The sequence below is a fragment of the Streptomyces diversicolor genome (assembly GCF_057537855.1).
Map to the genome: position 1 here is coordinate 193,461 of NZ_BAAJXA010000002.1, position 18,855 is coordinate 212,315.

13 protein-coding genes are annotated in these 18,855 nt (G+C 72.1%); 5 read left to right on the forward strand and 8 right to left on the reverse strand.

Annotated features, from left to right (window positions below; translation table 11 throughout):
- Nucleotides 1-52: 52 nt before the first annotated feature.
- The 3 genes from AC27LF_RS02755 to AC27LF_RS02765 all read right to left on the reverse strand — a co-directional run bounded on the left by AC27LF_RS02755 (nt 53) and on the right by AC27LF_RS02765 (nt 6,439).
- Complete coding sequence (locus AC27LF_RS02755) at nt 53-3,808, reverse strand: ABC transporter ATP-binding protein (RefSeq protein WP_479656036.1); 3,756 nt, start codon at nt 3,806-3,808, stop codon at nt 53-55.
- Nucleotides 3,809-4,499: 691 nt separating this feature from the next.
- A complete protein-coding gene (locus tag AC27LF_RS02760) occupies nt 4,500-5,525 on the reverse strand; it encodes an esterase-like activity of phytase family protein (protein ID WP_479656035.1) in 1,026 nt (341 codons plus the stop codon).
- Between the two features lie 53 nt (nt 5,526-5,578).
- Nucleotides 5,579-6,439, reverse strand: coding sequence for a serine hydrolase (locus AC27LF_RS02765; protein ID WP_479656034.1), 861 nt, complete (start codon nt 6,437-6,439; stop codon nt 5,579-5,581).
- A gap of 262 nt (nt 6,440-6,701) precedes the next feature.
- Between AC27LF_RS02765 and AC27LF_RS02770 the strand changes: the two genes are divergently transcribed.
- Both AC27LF_RS02770 and AC27LF_RS02775 read left to right on the forward strand, forming a co-directional pair.
- Nucleotides 6,702-7,505, forward strand: coding sequence for an endonuclease I family protein (locus AC27LF_RS02770; RefSeq protein WP_479656033.1), 804 nt, complete (start codon nt 6,702-6,704; stop codon nt 7,503-7,505).
- Between the two features lie 180 nt (nt 7,506-7,685).
- The gene (locus tag AC27LF_RS02775; RefSeq protein ID WP_479656032.1) at nt 7,686-8,039 is read left to right on the forward strand and encodes a peptidase inhibitor family I36 protein; all 354 of its coding nucleotides are present in this window, start codon (nt 7,686-7,688) and stop codon (nt 8,037-8,039) included.
- Nucleotides 8,040-8,054: 15 nt separating this feature from the next.
- Here AC27LF_RS02775 and AC27LF_RS02780 read toward each other — a convergent pair whose 3' ends face one another.
- The 3 genes from AC27LF_RS02780 to AC27LF_RS02790 all read right to left on the reverse strand — a co-directional run bounded on the left by AC27LF_RS02780 (nt 8,055) and on the right by AC27LF_RS02790 (nt 12,426).
- Nucleotides 8,055-9,740, reverse strand: a complete 1,686-nt coding sequence (locus AC27LF_RS02780; protein ID WP_479656031.1) for a thiamine pyrophosphate-binding protein — start codon at nt 9,738-9,740, stop codon at nt 8,055-8,057.
- A gap of 209 nt (nt 9,741-9,949) precedes the next feature.
- Nucleotides 9,950-10,909, reverse strand: a complete 960-nt coding sequence (gene speB, locus AC27LF_RS02785) for an agmatinase (protein ID WP_479656030.1) — start codon at nt 10,907-10,909, stop codon at nt 9,950-9,952.
- 56 nt (nt 10,910-10,965) lie between these two features.
- Nucleotides 10,966-12,426, reverse strand: a complete 1,461-nt coding sequence (locus tag AC27LF_RS02790) for a sodium:solute symporter family protein (RefSeq protein WP_479656029.1) — start codon at nt 12,424-12,426, stop codon at nt 10,966-10,968.
- Nucleotides 12,427-12,645: 219 nt separating this feature from the next.
- Here AC27LF_RS02790 and AC27LF_RS02795 point away from each other — a divergent pair, with 219 nt between their 5' ends.
- The 3 genes from AC27LF_RS02795 (at nt 12,646) to AC27LF_RS02805 (ending at nt 16,419) form a co-directional block, all read left to right on the forward strand.
- A complete protein-coding gene (locus tag AC27LF_RS02795; RefSeq protein WP_479656028.1) occupies nt 12,646-14,982 on the forward strand; it encodes a helix-turn-helix domain-containing protein in 2,337 nt (778 codons plus the stop codon).
- A 63-nt stretch (nt 14,983-15,045) separates the two neighbouring features.
- A complete protein-coding gene (locus tag AC27LF_RS02800; RefSeq protein ID WP_479656027.1) occupies nt 15,046-15,843 on the forward strand; it encodes a phosphatase in 798 nt (265 codons plus the stop codon).
- A 111-nt stretch (nt 15,844-15,954) separates the two neighbouring features.
- Nucleotides 15,955-16,419: a hypothetical protein gene (locus AC27LF_RS02805; protein ID WP_479656026.1), complete on the forward strand. Its 465-nt coding sequence runs from the start codon at nt 15,955-15,957 to the stop codon at nt 16,417-16,419.
- Between the two features lie 254 nt (nt 16,420-16,673).
- On the opposite strand, the gene AC27LF_RS02810 is transcribed toward AC27LF_RS02805, so the two are convergent.
- Complete coding sequence (locus AC27LF_RS02810) at nt 16,674-17,552, reverse strand: acyl-CoA thioesterase (protein ID WP_479656025.1); 879 nt, start codon at nt 17,550-17,552, stop codon at nt 16,674-16,676.
- Nucleotides 17,553-17,613: 61 nt separating this feature from the next.
- The gene (locus AC27LF_RS02815; protein WP_479656024.1) at nt 17,614-18,771 is read right to left on the reverse strand and encodes an acyl-CoA dehydrogenase family protein; all 1,158 of its coding nucleotides are present in this window, start codon (nt 18,769-18,771) and stop codon (nt 17,614-17,616) included.
- Nucleotides 18,772-18,855 lie beyond the last annotated feature (84 nt).

Sequence of the window (18,855 nt, forward strand, 5' to 3'; positions counted from 1 at the left end):
CACAGCGGTGGCGGGCGGCACCGTGGGGTGGGCGGTCGCCCGGCGGGTGGGGTCAGGGGGTTACGCCCAGGGGTTCTTCCGGTTCGGTGTGGCCGATGAAGGTGTGCCACAGGTCGGCGTAGCGTCCGCCGCGGGCCAGCAGGTCCTCGTGGGTGCCGTCCTCGGCGACCCGCCCGTGGTCCATCACGATGACCCGGTCGGCGCGTGCGGCGGTGGTGAGCCGGTGGGCGACGACGAGCGTCGTACGGCGGCCCGCGAGCCGGTCGGTGGCCTGGTTGACCTGGGCCTCGGTGGCCAGGTCCAGGGCGGCCGTGGCCTCGTCGAGCAGCAGCACATCGGGGTCGACCAGCTCCGCGCGGGCGAGCGCGATCAGCTGCCGCTGGCCGGCGGAGAGGTTACGGCCGCGCTCGGCGACCTCGTGCAGATAGCCGCCGCTGAGCCGGGCGATCATGTCGTGCGCGCCGACCGCACGGGCCGCGGCCTCCACCTCCGCATCGGTGGCGTCGGGACGGCCGTAGGCGATGGCGTCGCGCACGGTCCCCTGGAAGAGGTACGCCTCCTGCGGGACGACGCCCAGGCGGTGGCGGTACGCGGCCAGGTCGAGGGCGCGGATGTCGGTGCCGTCGACCGTGACCCGGCCGCTGGTGGGGTCGTAGAACCGGGCCACCAGCTTGACCAGGGTCGACTTTCCGGCCCCGGTCTCGCCGACGAAGGCGACGGTCTGTCCGGCGGGTATCCGCAGGTCTATCCCGGTGAGGGCCGCCTCGCCCGGTGTGCCGGGCCCGTCGCTGCGGTACGCGAAGTGCACGTCCTCGAAGGCGATGTCCCCGCGCAGCGAGAGCACGTCGAGCGGCGCGGCGGCGGACTCGGTGGACGTCGGCTCGCGCAGCAGTTCCTGGATGCGGCCGAGGGAGACGGACGCCTGCTGGTAGCCGTCGAAGACCTGGGACAGCTGCTGCACGGGGGCGAAGAACAGGTCGATGTAGAGGAGGTAGGCGACCAGCGCGCCGGTGGTCAGAGTGGCCGCCTCGATCCGGCCCGCGCCCGCGATCAGTACCGCCGCCGCGGCGACCGAGGCCAGCAGCTGGACGAAGGGGAAGTAGACGGAGATCAGCCACTGGCCGCGGATACGGGCACCGCGGTAGCTGTCGCTGCGCTCGGCGAACCGGCGCGCGCCGTCCCGCTCCCGCCGGAAGGCCTGCACGATGCGCAGCCCGGACACCGACTCCTGGAGGTCGGCGTTGACCACCGACACCCGCTCGCGGGCCAGTTCGTACGCCTTCACACTGGCCCGGCGGAAGAACACGGTGGCGAGGGCGAGCGGCGGCAGGGTGGCGAAGACGACCAGCGCGAGCTGTACGTCGATCACCAGCAGGACGACCATGATGCCGAAGAAGGTGACGACGGAGACGAACGCGGTGACCAGGCCGGTCTGCAGGAACGTGGACAGCGCGTCCACGTCCGTGGTCATCCGGGTCATGATGCGGCCGGTCAGCTCCCGCTCGTAGTAGTCGAGCCCGAGCCGCTGGAGCTGCGCGAAGATCTTCAGACGCAGGGAGTACAGGACGCGTTCGCCGGTGCGCCCGGTCATCCGGGTCTCGCCGATCTGCGCCGCCCACTGCACGAGGACGGCGGCCAGGGCGAGCAGCGAGGCCGCCCAGACGGCGCCGAGCGCCATCCGGCTGACGCCCTGGTCGATGCCGTGCCGGATCAGGATCGGCAGCAGCAGTCCCATGCCCGCGTCGACGGCGACGAGCAGCAGGCTGACGAGGAGGGGCAGGCCGAAGCCGCGCAGCAGGCGCCGCAGGCCGTAGGACTGCTCGGGCCGTACGGCGTGCGCCTCGTCGATGTCGGGGGTGTCGGTCGCCGGGGGCAGCGCCTCGACCTGGGCGAGCAGTTCGGGGGTGGCCGGGGTGCCCGCGAGGGCTGTGTCCTTGGGGTCCTTGGGGTCCTTGGGGTCCCGGTCCCCGCTCCACAGATGCGGGGTCACACCGCGCTCGGCGTCGAACTCGGCGTCCAGTTCCTCGCGCACCGAGGTGTCCTCGTGGGGCGCGGCGGGCCGGGCGTGGCCCGGGGAGACGCCGCCGAGTTCGTCGGGGTCGGTGAGCAGGCGGCGGTAGAGGGCGGACCGCTCCTGGAGTTCGTCGTGGGTGCCGATGTCGGCGAGCCGGCCGGCGTCGAGGACGGCGATGCGGTCGGCGAGGCCGAGGGTGGAGCGGCGGTGGGCGATGAGCAGGGTGGTCCGGCCCGTCATGACCTGCTTCAGCGCCTCGTGGATCTCGTGCTCGACCCGGGCGTCCACGGCGGAGGTGGCGTCGTCGAGGACCAGCAGCCGCGGGTCGGTGAGCAGGGCGCGGGCCAGGGCGATGCGCTGGCGCTGGCCGCCGGAGAGGGTGAGGCCGTGTTCGCCGACCTTGGTGTCGTAGCCGTCGGGCAGTTCGGCGATGAAGCGGTCCGCCTGGGCGGCGCGGGCGGCCTTCTCGATTTCCTCGAAGGTGGCGTCCGGGCGGCCGTAGGCGATGTTGGCGCGCACGCTGTCGGAGAAGAGGAAGGAGTCCTCGGGGACGAGGCCGATCGCGGCCCGCAGGGAGTCGTAGGTCAGCTCGCGCACGTCATGGCCGCCGATCAGGACGGCGCCGTGGGTGACGTCGTAGAAGCGCGGCAGCAGCAGGGAGACCGTCGACTTGCCGGAGCCTGAGGAGCCGACCACGGCCAGCGTCTCGCCCGGGCGGATCTCGAAGCTGAGTCCTCGCAGGACCGGGTGCAGCGGGTCGTAGCCGAAGGACACGTCGTCGAACTCGACGGTCGCGGGGGCGTCGGCGGGCAGGGTCTTGGTGCCCTCGCGCAGGCTCGGCTCGGTGTCGATCAGCTCCAGGACCCGCTCGGTGCCGGCGCGGGCCTGCTGGCCGACGGTGAGCACCATGGCGAGCATGCGGACCGGGCCGACCAGCTGCGCGAGGTAGGTGGAGAACGCGACGAACGTGCCGAGGGTGATGTGGCCGCGTACGGCGAGCCAGCCGCCGAGGGCCAGCATGGCGACCTGGCCGAGGGCCGGGACGGCCTGGAGCGCGGGCGTGTACCTGCTGTTCAGCCGGATGGTGCGCAGCCGCCCGGCGAACAGCCGGCGGCCGACGTCGCGCAGCTTGCCGGTCTCCTGCTCCTCCTGGCCGAAGCCCTTGACCACGCGTACGCCGGTGACGGCGCCGTCGACGACGCCCGCGACGGCGGCGGCCTGAGCCTGCGCGTACCAGGTGGCGGGGTGCAGCCGGGAGCGGCTGCGCCGGGCGATCCAGCCGAGGGCGGGGGCCACGGCGAGGGCGATCAGGGTCAGCGGCAGCGACAGCCAGGCCATGACGGCCAGGGAGACCAGGAAGAGCAGGACGTTCCCGATGGTCATCGGGAGCATGAAGAGCAGGCCCTGGATCAGCTGGAGGTCGCTGGTGGCGCGGCCGACCACCTGGCCGGTGGACAGCTCGTCCTGGCGGCGGCCGTCGAGCCGGGTGATCGTCTCGTACATCTCGGTGCGCAGGTCGTGCTGGACGTCGAGGGCGAGCCGGCCGCCGTAGTAGCGGCGTATGTAGGTGAAGACGTAGACCAGCACGGCGGCGCCGATCAGAGTGCCGGCCCAGGGGGCCATGGGGCGGCTGTGGTCGCCGATCACATCGTCGATGATCACCTTGGTGACCAGCGGGACCAGCGCCATGACGGCCATGCCCGCGAGGGAGGAGCCGAGTGCCAGGACGACGTCCTTGGGGTGACGCCAGGCGTACCCGATCAGCCGTCCGGCCCATCCCCGTTCCGCTGCCACGCCGCCGCCTCCCACTGGTCCCGGTCATCCGGAACACCCCAACACCGCCCGCACCGGATTTCATCCCCCCGCAACAAACCGCTCCGCTGGGTTCGACCGAATCGAGGGTGCGGATGGCTGGGAGGGGCTAGGGACACAGCCGATCCGAAGGCACAGGGGTGAGCGAGCACGGCAGGTGCGCGCCCCAAGGGGCGCGGGGAACGGCGCGAGAAACCACAACACACCCGCACCCGAACAACGGCGAGTACGCCCCCGCAGGGGCGCGGGGAACGGCGCGAGAAACCACGACGCTCCCGCACCCGGACGACAGCGGATGCACGCCCCAAGGGGCGCGGGGAACGGCGCGAAAACCACCACGCCCCCGCACCCGGACGACGGCCAAGGCTCCCCGCAGGGGCCCGTGGCCGGCCGCGCAGTTCCCCGCGCCTCTACGGGGCGCACCCCCAGGGCCCCCGGGGGTGCGGCGGCCGGGCGGGTCGGTGCGGCCCGACCGGCGCGATGCCGGCGTGCCGGCGGCGGCCGGCACCACGACACCCGGCACCGGCACCGGCACCGCCGTGAGCGGGGGCAGCGGGCGGTGCATGAGCCGCGTGGCTCCATCAGCTCGCACCCCGGTCAGACGAACCCACCCTCATCCGGGCCGGAAGCCCGGCCGGCCCGGACACGGGGATCGTGACCGTGGGCCGGTGGGTCAGACGCGTACGCGGAGGTAATAGACGCGGGTCGTCTGGGCCTGGTTCTGGTTGTCGTCGCTGACCAGGACGACCTTCAGGCGGCCCCGGTCGCGGCCCGTGATCGCCATGCCCTCGATGTTGTCGAGGAGCGGGTTGGGCTGGGGCTGCTTGGCGGTGGCGCCCAGGGACGGGCAGTCGGCGAGGTCGGCCAGCAGGGTCTTCCTGACGGGCCGTACGCCCTTCTGGCCGGTCAGGTTCTCGACGCCGGCGGTGTCGGTGGCGTGCCGCGGGTCGGCCAGATAGAGGCGGACGGTGTTGCCGACGCCGGCGGTGAAGCCGCGTTCCAGGACGAGCAGCCGGCCGTCGGGGGTCGCCTGGACCTCGGGAACGCCGAGACCGGGGTCGGTGCGGTAGGCGTACTGCGCGGAGAGCCGGAAGTGGTCGCCCTTCGTCCGCTGCCAGGTCTGGAAGCGGACGGTGTCGGCGGCGTCGCCGGACAGCGGGCCCTCCATGGCCGCGAGCAGGGTGCGCCCGCCGGGCAGCAGGGTCAGGCCCTCGAAGGTCAGGTTGTTGGTGGCGCGGCCCGCGGGGGCGACCAGCAGGGCGGACGGCACGGGCAGCCGGTCGAGGATGCGGCCGTCGCGGGAGTAGCGGCGCACGGAGGGCTCGGTCTCGGAGCTGACCAGCCGGGTGCCGTCGCGGTCCACGACCAGGCCCTCGGAGTCCAGCTGGCCGCCCTTCTCGTCGGCGAGCGGGACGACCGACGTCGGCCTCAGGGTCTTCGCGTCAAGACCGAAGAGCGCGGAGCGGTCGGAGAGTGCGGCGAGGGAGCCGTCCCGGTCCACGGCGAGCGCGGAGAAGTTGCCGACGAAGGTGCCCTCGTACGTCGTCTTGTCGAGCGCGTCGGAGAAGCGGTCGACGAGGACGGCGGGCGAGCAGGCGTTGCCCCGTGCGGGGGCCGCTCCCGCGGTCCCCGCGGCGGTCAGGCAGGTGGCCGCCGCCAGCACGGCGGTGAAGGTGGCGAGTGCGGTTCTCATGCGCATGGGCGTCACCGTAGGGCAGTTCGGTGACGCCGCGGGATCCGCGCGGTGAAGGCTCAACTTCCGGCCGCGGCGAGGTCCTTGTGGATGGCCTTGGCCACGCCCTGGATGGTGCTGATGCCGTAGTTCATCGTGCTGTTGCCGTGGGTCAGCACGGTGATCATGTAGTCGTGTCCGCGGCCGTCGAAAGTGCCGACGCTGTGCACCCGCCAGCCGTGCGTGGAGCGTTGCAGCCAGCCGTTCTTGACGTGCACGGAGACACCGGAGGGCGCGCCGTACGGGGTGCCCCAGCGCTGCGACGAGACGACCTGCCCCATCAGTTTGCGGATGTAGGCGCGGGAGTTGTCGCTGAGCACGGTGTTCTTGGCGGTGACGAGTTTGAGCAGCTTCTGCTCGTCGGTCACGGTGATCTGGGTCAGGCCCCAGTAGCCGTTCGCGCCCGGCTTGGTCTGCGTCATCTTCGCGGCGGACAGAAAGCCCTTGATCTTCGTCAGGCCCAGTTGTTTCCACAGCTTGCTGGTCGCGTCGTTGTCCGACTTGGTGATCATGGCCTTGGTGAGGGTGACCTCGCGGTCGGTCAGATAGCGGTTGTGCTTCTTCGCGTCCCACAGCAGCGTGGCGAGGACGGTGACCTTGACGACGCTGGCCGAGTCGTAGGCGGTGGAGGGGCGCAGGGTGCAGGTCGTCTTGGAGGTCCGGTCGTAGAGGCCGACGGCGACGGTGCCCTTGCGGGTGGCGAGGGCGGCCGTGATGTCCTTCTTCAACTTGGCGGCGAGGCCCGCCTTGGCCGACGTGCAGCTGACCGTGGGCGTGGTCGCGGCGGACGCCGGGGCGGCGACGACGAGGCCCGGTACGAGCACCGCGGCGCCGACGCCCGCGGCCAGTACCGCGGCGCGCCTGGATATCGGATGAGTCATGTACCTGTTGACTCACGGCTTCGAACAAATGGTTGTACGCGCCGGCCCACCCGTAGGGCAAATCCTTCGCAATCCCCGGCGCCAGCGCCCACCGGCCGCCCCCGAAAAGCCTTGGGGCCGGGGGCCGTTGGGCCGGTGGCGGGCAGGACGTGCCGTATCCCGTCACGCAACCGACACCCCCCGTACACCACGGCCACTACATGTCCATGTCACTCTACAGGGTGCCGCCTCCATTCAACCCGCGTAGAACGGACCCCACATGATGCCGGCGACACCCCTGCGCCACTGGAGGACAGTGGCGTTGACGACGGCCACCGTCCTCGTCGCGCTCACCGCACCCGCCCTCACCGCGACCCCGGCCCGGGCGACGACGACCGCGTACGACACGACGTACTACAAGAACGCGGTCGGCAAGTCGGGCACGAGCCTCAAGTCCGCCCTGCACACCATCATCAGCAGCCAGAGCAAGCTGTCCTACGCGCAGTTGTGGGACGCGCTGAAGGTGACCGACCAGGACCCGAACAACAGCAACAACGTGGTCCTGCTGTACTCGGGCATCTCGCGCGGCAAGACCCTCAACGGCGGCAACGTCGGCGACTGGAACCGCGAACACGTCTGGGCGATCTCGCACGGCAACCTCACCACCTCGACCGGCCCCGGCACCGATCTGCACCACATCCGGCCCGAGGACGTCCAGGTCAACTCCACGCGCAGCAACAAGGACTTCGACGAGGGCGGCAGCACCTTCACCAACTCCGGCGGCAGCCGCACCGACGCGGACTCCTTCGAGCCACGCGACGCCGTCAAGGGCGACGTGGCCCGCATGATCCTCTACATGGCGGTCCGTTACGAGGGCGGCGACGGCTTCGCGGACCTCGAACCCGACGACAAGGTGAACAACGGCAGCACCCCGTACATGGGCAAGCTGTCGGTCCTGAAGCGGTGGAACGACGAGGACCCGCCGGACGCCTTCGAGGAACGCCGCAACCAGGTCATCTACGACTCCTACCAGCACAACCGGAACCCGTTCGTGGACCACCCGGAGTGGGTGGACGCCATCTGGTAGGCGCCTCGCGGCCGTGCCGAGTGGCCGGGGCTCCCGCCGCCGTGTGTGCTTGAACGACTACTTCGCCCACACCGGTGAGACCGCTCTGCGGTCCGGGCGTGTCCCGGAGCCCGGACCCGAGCATGAGGGCGCCCCGGCCGCTCGGCCGGGGCGCCCCAACTCGCCTTCTCGGAGAGCCGTATGAAGCCGCGTTCCTGGTCCCTCGCCGTCGCCCTCGCGCTGACCGCCCTGCTGCTGCCCGCCCAGTCGGCCTCCGCCCGGGCCGCCGTCCCGTCCTGTCCTGACGGATCGGTGTGCTTCTGGAGCAAGGAGGGCTTCGGCGGCTCCTACTGGGAGTGGACCTCCCGCAGCGGCTACCGCGACATGCCGCCCAGCCTGCACGACCACGTCGGCTCCGCGGTCGCGGGCACCCGCGCCTGCTTCATCAACTGGTCACCCGTCGAGAAGCGGGACGTGTTCAAGGGCGACTGGCGCTCGCGCTACCTCGGGGACTTCGGCGGCCGCATGGACGGCGTCGGCCCGGGCGCCTGCTGACCCGAGCCGACGCCCTCAGCCGAGGTGCGTCGGCGCGAACATCCGCAGCACCGCGGGGAGCACCACCACCGACGGCCCCGGTGACGCGAGCGCCTGCGCCAGGTCCGCCTCCAGGGTCTCGGGGCTGGTGCGCACCCCCGGGACACCGAAGGACCCGGCGAGCGCCACATAGTCGGGGCGGGTCAGCTCCGTCGCCGTGGCCTGGCCGAACGCATCGGTCATGTACTCGCGCAGGATGCCGTAGCCGCCGTCGTCGACGATCAGCCAGGTGACGTTCAGACCGTACTGGCGGGCCGTCGCCAACTCGGCGATCGAGTAGAGGGCGCCGCCGTCGCCCGAGACCGCCAGCACCGGACGGCCCGGGTCGGCGGCGGCGGCACCGAGGGCGGCCGGGAAGCCGTAGCCGAGACCGCCTGCGCCCTGCGCCGAGTGCATGGTGTTCGGGGCCTGCGCGTCGAAGGCCGACCAGGCCCAGTAGGCCAGGATCGTCATGTCCCAGAAGGACGGGGCGCCCGCCGGCAGGGCCCGGCGGACCGCGGCCAGCACGTCCTGTTCCAGGGTGAGTTCCTGGCCGGCGATGCGGTCGGCGACCTTGGCGAGCAGGTCGCGCACCCGCCGCGGCGCCGCGGCGTCCGTGCGCTCCGCCACCGTCTCCAGCAGTGCCTGGAGGGCGAGCCGGGCGTCCGCGTGGATGCCGAGGGCGGGGTGGTTGGCCTCCAGCTTGCCGAGGTCGGCCTCGATCTGGATCACCCGGCCGCGCGGCGCGAACGTGTGGTAGTTGGAGGAGAGTTCACCGAGCCCGGAGCCGACCACCAGCAGGACGTCCGCGTCCTCCAGGAAGTCCGTGGTGTGCCGGTCCTCCAGCCACGACTGGAGGGACAGCGGATGCTCCCACGGGAAGGCGCCCTTGCCGCCGAAGGTCGTCACGACCGGGGCGTCCAGGCGCTCGGCCAGCCGCAGCAGCTTGCCTGCGGCGTCCGCGCGGACCACTCCCCCGCCGGCGATGATCGCCGGGCGGGCGGCACGCGCGAGCAGATCGGCGGCCAGCGCCGTCAGTTCGGGCCGCGGGACCAGTTCGTCAGGGGTGGCGTCCAGCGCGGTCACCACCGGCAGGGCCGTCCGTGCCAGCAGTACGTCCTGCGGGATCTCCACCCACACCGGGCCGTGCGGTGCGGTCAGCGCCGACTTCCAGGCGGCGGCGACGGCGGACGGGATCTGGGACTGGGCGCGGACGGTGTGGACCGACTTGACCACGCCCCGGAACGAGGCCGCCTGATCCGGGAGTTCATGCAGATAGCCGTGCCGGCCGCCGCCGAGCCCGGCCGTCGGGACCTGGCTGCTGATGGCGAGGACGGGCGCGGAGGCCGCCGCCGCCTCCTGGAGCGCGGCGAGCGAGGTCAGCGCGCCCGGCCCCGTCGACAGCAGCAACGGCGCGGCCTCGCCGGTGATCCGGCCGTACGCGTCCGCCGCGAACGCGGCGTTGTTCTCCACGCGCAGGCCCACGTAGCGCAGGTCCGAGCGGCGCAGCGCGTCGAACATGCCGAGGGCGTGCTGGCCGGGCAGCCCGAACACGGTCGTCGCGCCGAGCCCGGCCAGGGTCTCCACGACCAGGTCGCCGCCGTTGCGGCCGGGTGGCGGGTCGAGGGCGGCCGCCGTCTGCGCGGGCGTCGGGCGGAGTACCAGGTCATGGTCGTGCGTCACTGGGGCTCGGTCTCCTTGACGAATCGGGCGCCCCGAAGGGGGCGCGAGGCTGTATCGATATGCGGCTCCGCCGCGTGGGCGCCACCAGCCCCCACACCCCCGCAGCCAAACCACGACAGCCACCACCCAAAAGGGGCGCGAGGAACTGCGCGCCCAGCCACCACACCGCCGCAGCCGAACAACAACCCAACGCGGCCGAACCAGCGGAGCTACGCCGTCGCGATCCGGCGGGTCATCAGGGTGATCAGCTCGTAGGCCGTGTGGGAGGCGGCCACGGAGGTGATCTCGGCGTGGTCGTACGCGGGCGCCACCTCGACGACGTCCGCCGACACCAGGTTGCAGGACGCCAGGCCGCGCAGGATCTCCAGCAGCTCGCGGGAGGTCATGCCGCCCGCCTCCGGGGTGCCGGTGCCGGGCGCGTGCGCCGGGTCGAGGCAGTCGATGTCGATGGACACGTACAGCGGCCGGTCGCCGATGCGCCCGCGCAACTGGTCGGCGATCTCGTCGGCGCCACGCCGGTAGACGTCCGCGGAGGTGACGATGCCGAAGCCCATCTTCTCGTCGTCGCTGAGGTCCTGCTTGCCGTAGAGCGGGCCGCGGGTGCCGACGTGGGAGAGCGCGGAGGTGTCGAGGATGCCCTCCTCGACGGCGCGGCGGAACGGGGTGCCATGCGTGTACTCGGCGCCGAAGTAGGTGTCCCAGGTGTCGAGGTGGGCGTCGAAGTGCAGCAGGGCCACCGGGCCGTGCTTCCTCGCGACCGCGCGCAGCAGGGGCAGCGCGATGGTGTGGTCGCCGCCGAGGGTCATCAACCGGGCGCCGGTGCCGAGCAGTTCGTCGGCCGCCGCCTCGATGGTCGCGACGGCCTCGTTGATGTGGAACGGGTTCACGGCGATGTCACCGGCGTCGGCCACCTGGGCGAGCGCGAAGGGGGAGGCGTCCTGCGCCGGGTTGTAGGGGCGCAGCAGCCTGGACGCCTCACGGATGGCGTTGCCGCCGAAGCGGGCACCCGGCCGGTAGGAGACACCGGAGTCGAACGGCACGCCCACGACGGCGACATCGGCGGTGCCGACCTCGTCGAGGCGGGGCAGCCGGGCGAACGTCGCGGGTCCGGCGTACCGGGGGACGCGGGAGGAGTCGACGGGGCCGCGGGGCGTCTCGCTGCTGCTCATGGTGAAATGCCTTCTTTCCTGCGCTTGTTCGCGCATGTACTGCTTTGCCGGTGACTCTACTGGTGAGCCGGGACGGGTTCGGAGGCGCGTTCGGGGGTCCGTCCGGCAAGGCGCTCCCGCCAGGCGGCGAGCACGGCGGCGTCGGTCGGCTTCGTCAGCAGGGAGACGACGAGGTAGGCGACCAGGGAGGACAACAGGCCGTAGTAGACGGGTTCGTTGGCCAGGATGCCGAAGGACGCCATCAGACCGATGACGGCGAGGCCGCCGACGATCACCGAGGCGAGGGCGCCCTGCGCGGTGCCGCGCCGCCACAGCAGCCCGCCGAGGATCGGGACGAGCAGCCCGCCGACGAGCAGGTTGTAGGCGACGGTCAGGGCCTCGACGACGTCGTTGAGCGCGATGGCCGTGCCGATCACGCCGACGCCCATGATCAGGATGAAGACGCGGTTGCCCCTGACCTCGTCGTGCGCGTCCGGGGCACGGCGCGTCATGCCCCGCAGCCGGGACCAGATGTCGTTGTTGGCGACGGTGGCACAGGCGATCAGCGCGCCGGAGGAGGTGGACATCACGGCGGCCAGGGCGGCGGCCAGCACCAACCCGCGTACGCCGATGGGGAGTTCGTCCTTGACGATGGTCGCGAACGCGTCGTCCGGGCTGCCCAGCTCGGGGTAGAGCACCTTGGCCGCGGTGCCGATGACGGCGCCCGCGAGTGCGTAGCCGAGACAGTAGGTGCCGGCGACGGTGCCGCCCCACCTGGCGGTCCGGTCGCTGCGGGCGGTGAACACACGCTGCCAGATGTCCTGACCGATGAGCATGCCGAAGGTGTAGATCAGGACATAGGTGAAGATCGTCTCGCCGCCGATGCCCAGCGGGTCGAAGTACCCGGTGGGCAGCTCGGCCTTCATCGCGGAGAAGCCGCCCGCCTTGACGACCGCGATGGGCAGCAGGAGCAGCAGCACACCGATCGTCTTCACGACGAACTGCACCATGTCCGTCAGCGTGATGGACCACATGCCGCCGAGCGTGGAGTACGCGACGACGATCGAGCCGCCGAGGACGATCGCGACGGTGCGGTTGAGGTCGAAGAGGACGTCGAAGATCGTGGCGTAGGCGATGGTCGAGGTCACCGCGAGCATCAGGGTGTACGCCCACATCACGACGCCGGAGATGACGCCCGCCCGGCCGCCGTAGCGCAGGTCCAGCATCTCGGAGACGGTGTAGACCTTCAGGCGGGCGATGCGGGCGGAGAAGAAGACGCTCAGCGCGAGCAGGCCGAGACCGATGGTGAAGACCATCCAGGCGCCGGACAGGCCGTACTTGTAGCCGAGGCCCACACCGCCGATGGTGGAGGCGCCGCCGAGGACGATCGCCGCCATGGTGCCGGAGTACAGGGCGGGTCCGAGGCGGCGGCCGGCCACCAGGAACTCGCTCTTCGACTTGGCGCGGCGCATGCCCCACCAGCCCATGGCCAGCATGCCGACGAGATAGACGACGATCACGGTGTAGTCGACGGCCATGTGGGCCCTCCTTCGCGCACGGTCGGTGGCGTGTCGTGCGGAGACGAGTGGGGTGTCCCGGAAGCGGGTTTCCGGGAGCGGGGACGCCGGCAGCGGATCACGGGGACAGACGCCGGTACCCGCGGCTGCCGGTCCGGACCGACATTAGGTGGCCGGAAAGCGACTGCGAAGTGTACGTTTCATCCATTCGACGGCGCCGGAGTGGAGGGAACGCACACGATGCCGGACAGGTCCGCACCGGCCGCGCCGGCGGTCCCGCCCACCCCGCCGGTCCCGCTGGCGGCGCTGCTGGCCCGGGAGGACCTGGCCCTGCGGCAGATCGCCGGGCCGTCGGGGCCCCAGGTCGCCATCCACTGGGCGCACACCTCCGAGATGTCCGACCCCTATCCGTATCTGCTGGGTGGCGAGCTGCTGCTGACCGCGGGCGTGCACATCCCCGAGGCGGACGGGGGTGCCCCTGGTCGAGCGGGGGCGGGGGACTACTTCGACGCCTACGTGTCCAGGATCGTGGCGGCGGGCGGCGCGGCGCTGGGCTTCGGCGTCGCACCGGTGCACGACACGGTGCCGGGGGCGCTGGTCGCGGCCTGCGAGGCGTACGGGCTGCCGCTCGTCGAGGTACCGCCGCAGACGACGTTCTCGGCTGTGGCCCGGGCGGTCTGGCAGCTCATGGCCCAGGCCCGGCTGGCCGAGCTGCGCCGGGTCACGGAGGCCCAGCAGAGCCTCGCGTCCGCGGCGGCCCGCCCCGATCCGGTCCCCGCGGTGCTGCGCCGCCTGGCCCAGCGGCTGGGCGGCCGGGCATGCCTGTACGGTCCCGACGGCACGGAAATCGCCTCGGCCGGCCGGCCCCCCAGGGAAGACATAGACACGGCCCTGACCCACCTGACCCAGGTAGTACGCCCCCTCCGCAACACCCCGCCCCTGAGCACACCGGCCCCGAGACCCCGGACACCCGAGCCGACCGGTCCGGCCCCCATGTCCAGGACCGCCGACCCGCGCAGCCCATCCCCGATGTCCCCGCCCCCCGAGCCAGCCAGCCCATCCCCGGGGACCCGGACCACCACCCCGGGCAGCCCAGCCCCAGGGACCCGGACACCCGAGCCGACCGGTCCGGCCCCAGACCCCACACACCAGAACCCCACCCCCACACCCGGCACCCCCGAACCAGCCGGCCAGGGCCCTGCGCCCACGGCTCCGGACGCCGGGCGCCGGGCGCCCGCGGAGGAGGCGGCTCCTTCGACCGCCTCCGCAGGGGCCGCGACCCCGGTCCGCACCTGCACCGATGACCAGACACCCCCACCTCTTACCGCCTCCACACCCAGCACCGCCACCGCCGCGCCTGCCACCGGCGGTACCGGCCCCGTCACGCAGCCCGCCCCCAAACCGCCTGCCCCCGCCCGAGCCGCGGACCGGGGCCGCGCATACTCCGCCGACCACGCCACCACACCCACCACGGCCACGCCCACCGCCACCACGCCCGGCCCCGCCACCACCGCCGCACCCGCACCCGGCGGTACCGGCCCCGTCACGCACGCCGCGCCCAAACCGGCCACCCCCGCCCAAGCCGCCGACCTGGGCCGCACACACACCGCCACCCACACCCCCACACCCACCACCGCCACAATCACCACCTCCACGCCCGGCCGCGCCGCCACCGACGCGCCCGCACCCGGCCGTAGCGGCACCGCCGTCTCCGCAGTCGGCCGTAGCGGTACCGGTGCTGGGGAGCTGGGCGGGGGGCGGGGTGGGCCGGCTTCCGCAACCGATGCGGTGGGGGGGACCCGTCTTGCCGCGTACTCGCTGGGGAACGGGCAGGGGTTTGTGCTCGGGGTCGCGGTGCCGGGGCGGGAGGCCGGGGACCACGCCATCGCCTCCGTGGCCGCCGTCCTGTTGTCGCTGCTCACCGGGGAGCACCAGAGCGGTGCCGGGGCGGCACGCTCCGCGGCGCTGGTCCGGCTGCTGCTCGGCGCGGCACCGCAGGACGTGGCGCCGCTGCTGGGCGACGGGCGGTGGCTCGTCGTGCACGCCCGCCCGCAGACCCAGCCGCCGGACGCGGTCGCCGGCTCCGCGCTGGGCGCGGCCCTGGGTTCGGCGCTGGTCGACGTCGGCCGTGACGTCGTACGGGTGCTGGTGCCGGCCGACCGCGAACCCGCCCCGCAGCCCGGCTGGACCCTCGGCGTCAGCGCCCCGGCCGCCCCGCACGAGTGGCCGTCCGCCGACGCCCAGGCGGCCCGCGCCCTGACCCGGGCCCGTGTCACCGCTACCGCGCTGGTCCGCCACGGCGGCCGGGCCGGCCTTGCGGGACTGGTCCCGGCGGACGAGGCGGAGGGGTTCGCACGCGAGCTGCTGGCGCCGCTCGCCGGCCGGCCCGCCCTCGCCGAGACCCTGCGCAGCTGGCTTTCCCTGCACGGCAGTTGGGACCGCACCGCGGTCGCGCTCGGTGTGCACCGCAACACCGTGCGGCAGCGGATCGGCCGGTGCGCGGCGCTGCTCGGCGCGGACCTCGACGATCCCGATGTCCGCATGGAGCTGTGGTTCGCGCTGAAACACGGTGAGTGACCCGCGTCCCAGCGTGCGATACGCCAGGGGAATCGCGCCGCCCGCTGCCTCACAATGGGAGGCATGCCGATACCCGGGACACCCAGCCGCGCCGAGCTAGTCGACCATCTAGTGAGCACCCGTATCGCGGGCGACGTCGCCACTCCCCGCGAGAACAACCTCTCCCACTACCGCAAGCTGGCCAACGGCGACCGCAACTTCTGGCTCGGGCTTGAGCTGGGGGACCGCTGGCAGGACGAGCAGGACGTGCTCGCGGTGATGGCGGAGCGGGTGGGCGTCAACGACGACCCGGAGTACCGGTACGGACAGGACACCATCGACCCCGAGCTGACGGTCGACGCCCTGGACCGGCTGGCGCTGCGGCTGCGCAAGGCGGCCGACGGCGGGCAGCGGGTGCTGTTCGCCACCGGTCACCCCGGCGGACTGCTCGACGTGCACCGGGCCACGGCCGCCGCGCTGCGCACCGCCGGCTGCGAGGTCGTGGTCATCCCGGACGGGCTGCAGACGGACGAGGGGTATGTCATGCAGTTCGCGGACGTCGCCGTCCTGGAGCACGGCGCCACGCTGTGGCACACCCACTCCGGCGAGCCGATGCGGGCCATTCTGACGGGACTTGAGCGTGCGGGCCGTCCGCTGCCCGACCTGGTCGTCGCCGACCACGGCTGGGCCGGTTACGCCGCGCAGCACGGGCTCGACTCCGTCGGGTACGCCGACTGCAACGACCCGGCGCTGTTCCTCGCCGAGTCCGAGGGCACGCTCCAAGTGGCGGTGCCGCTCGACGATCACGTTCTCAGCCCGCGCTACTACGACCCGATGACGGCCTATCTGCTGACGGAAGCGGGCCTGGGCAAGGGCGACTGACGGACCGACGGTCCCCAGACGCCGCGATGTGCGGCCCCGGTGAGGAGCCGCACATCGCGCTGTGTGCGTGGACGGTCAGCGTCCGCCGCCACCACCGTGGCCTCCGCCACCGTGACCGCCGCCACCGTGACCGCCACCGCCGTGGCCTCCGCCACCGTGACCGCCACCGCCGTGACCGCCGTAACCACCGTGGCCGCCGTAGCCGCCGTGGCCTCCGTAGCCGCCATGGCCGTAGCCACCGTGACCGTAGCCACCATGGCCGTAGCCGCCGTGACCGTAGCCACCGTGACCGCCGTAACCGCCGTAGCCACCATGACCGCCGTAGCCACCATGACCGCCGTAGCCACCATGACCGCCGTGGTCGTTGCTGGAGTACCCGGAGTTGACGTGCGCCGGGGCTGCCGAAGCGGTACCCGCTGCGCCGATCGCGGCGCCGCCGGCCATCAGGATGCCGGCAGCGGACACCGCAAGGAGACGCCTTGCGCGTTGTGCTCGCATGGGATTGCCTTTCCTTCCATCGTCTCGCCCGCCACTTTCGGGGCCGGCGAGTGGATGGCCGCAACCGCAGTGGTATGAAGAGGTGCGGCGCGGTCTCTGGCTTCACCGCTCTGATATGAAGGCACGTCTCGGCACCGATGCCGCCAGGTCGGGCCACGCGATACGCGTGGGCGAGATCAACGACCGGAGTTCCGCGTCTCGGGAACTTCAACGGCACGGGGCGTGCCCTCTTTTGCGGCTCGCCATTCAGCCTAGCCCGGCCCTCTGGGTTCGGCACCTCGGGCAGGAATCAAAGTCCTTTTGACGCCGACAGGGGCCGTACGCCCAGGCGTTCAGCCCCTGGGCACACGGACCACGCCTTCCTGGATCACCGAGACGGCGAGCCGGCCGTCCTGGGTGTAGATGCGGGCCTGGCCGAGCCCGCGCCCGCCGTGTGCGGACGGCGACTCCTGGTCGTACAGCAGCCATTCGTCGGCGCGGAACGGCCGGTGGAACCACATGGCGTGGTCCAGCGAGGCCCCGACCACATCGCCGACGGCCCAGCCGCCGCGGCCGTGCGCGAGCAGCACGGAGTCGAGCAGTGTCATGTCGGAGACGTAGGTGGCGAGCACGACGTGCAGCAGGGGTGCGTCGATGTCGCCGTCCAGCTTGCCGTTGGTGCGGAACCACACCTGGGAGTGCGGCTCCCGCGGCACTCCGTAGCTGCCGTAGGGCGGCTCGTCGACGTAGCGCAGGTCGACCGCCTCGCGGGCCTCCTGGAACTTCTCCACGATCCGCGCGTCCAGGTGTGCGTAGCCGCGCAGCCGCTCCTGGGCGGTGGCCAGCGTCTCCGGGTCGGGCGCGGCGGGCATGGGCGCCTGGTGCTCCAGTCCCTCCTCGTACGTCTGGAAGGACGCCGAGAGGTGGAAGATCGGCTGCCCGTGCTGGATCGCGACCACCCGGCGGGTGGTGAAGGAGCGGCCGTCGCGGATGCGGTCGACGGTGTAGACGATGGGGGCGCCGGGGTCGCCCGGCCGCAGGAAATAGGCGTGCAGGGAGTGCGCGTGCCGGTCGGCCGGTACCGTGCGCCCGGCGGCGACCAGCGCCTGGGCCGCAACCTGCCCGCCGAAGACGCGCGGAACCACAGCGGCGCTGGACTGGCCGCGGAAGATGTCCTGCTCGATCCGCTCCAGGTCGAGCAGATCGAGCAGGGACTGAAGTGCCTGACTCATGAGCCAGTTGTATCCTGCGATCTTTTCGTGGACTTACCGAGGCCCTTGCGGGCCCGTGTCCTCACAGGCCCATGTCCTTGGCGATGATCGTCTTCATGATCTCGCTGGTGCCGCCGTAGATGCGGTTGACGCGGTTGTCCGCGTACAGGCGGGCGATCGGGTACTCGTTCATATAGCCGTAGCCACCGTGCAACTGGAGGCAGCGGTCGATGACGCGGTGCGCGACCTCGGTGCAGAACAGTTTGGCGCTCGCGGCCTCGGCGGGGGTCAGCTCGCCCGCGTCCAGTGCCTCAAGGGCCCGGTCGGCGACCGCCTCGGCGGCGTCCACCTCGGCCTGGCAGGCGGCCAGCTCGAACTTGGTGTTCTGGAAGTGGGCGACCGGCTTGCCGAAGACGGTGCGCTCCTGGACGTAACTCTTGGCGAACCGGACGGCCGCCTTGGCCTGCGCGTAGGCGCCGAAGGCGATGCCCCAGCGCTCGGAGGGCAGGTTGGCGCCCAGGTAGGAGAAGCCCTTGTTCTCCTGGCCGAGCAGATCCTCGACGGGCACCTTGACGTCGACGAACGCCAGCTCCGCGGTGTCCGAGGTCTTCAGGCCCAGCTTGTCCAGCTTGCGGCCTATGGAGTAGCCCTCGGACTTGGTGTCGACGGCGAAGAGGGAGATGCCGAAGCGGCGGTCCTCGGCGCTGGGCGCGGCGGTGCGGGCGCAGACGATGACGCGGTCGGCGTGGACGCCACCGGTGATGAAGGTCTTGGCGCCGTTGAGTACGTAGTGCGTGCCGTCCTCGGAGAGCTTGGCGGTGGTCTTCATGCCCGCGAGGTCGGAGCCGGTGCCGGGCTCGGTCATCGCGATGGCCCACATCTCCTCGGCGGAGACGAACTTCGGCAGGTAGCGCTTCTTCTGCTCGTCGGTGGCGAGCATCTTGAGGTACGGCAGGGCGAGCAGCACATGCACGCCGGAGCCGCCGAAGGTCACGCCGGCGCGTGCCGTCTCCTCGTACTGGATCGCCTCGAACTTGTGCGTCTCCAGGCCGGCGCCGCCGAACTCCTCGGGGACGTTGATGCCGAAGAGGCCCAGCTCGGCGAGCTTGTAGTAGAACTCGCGCGGGGCCTGGCCGGCGGCGAACCACTCGTCGTACACCGGCACGACCTCGGCCTCGATGAAGGCGCGAAGGGTCTCCCGGAACGCCTCGTGATCCTCGTTGAACACCGTACGGCGCACGCCGCCACCTCCACGTACCTCAGGCATGTCTAAGCGCTTGCTCAGACCACGGTACCGACGAGTACGGGCCCCGTCCAGGGCGTC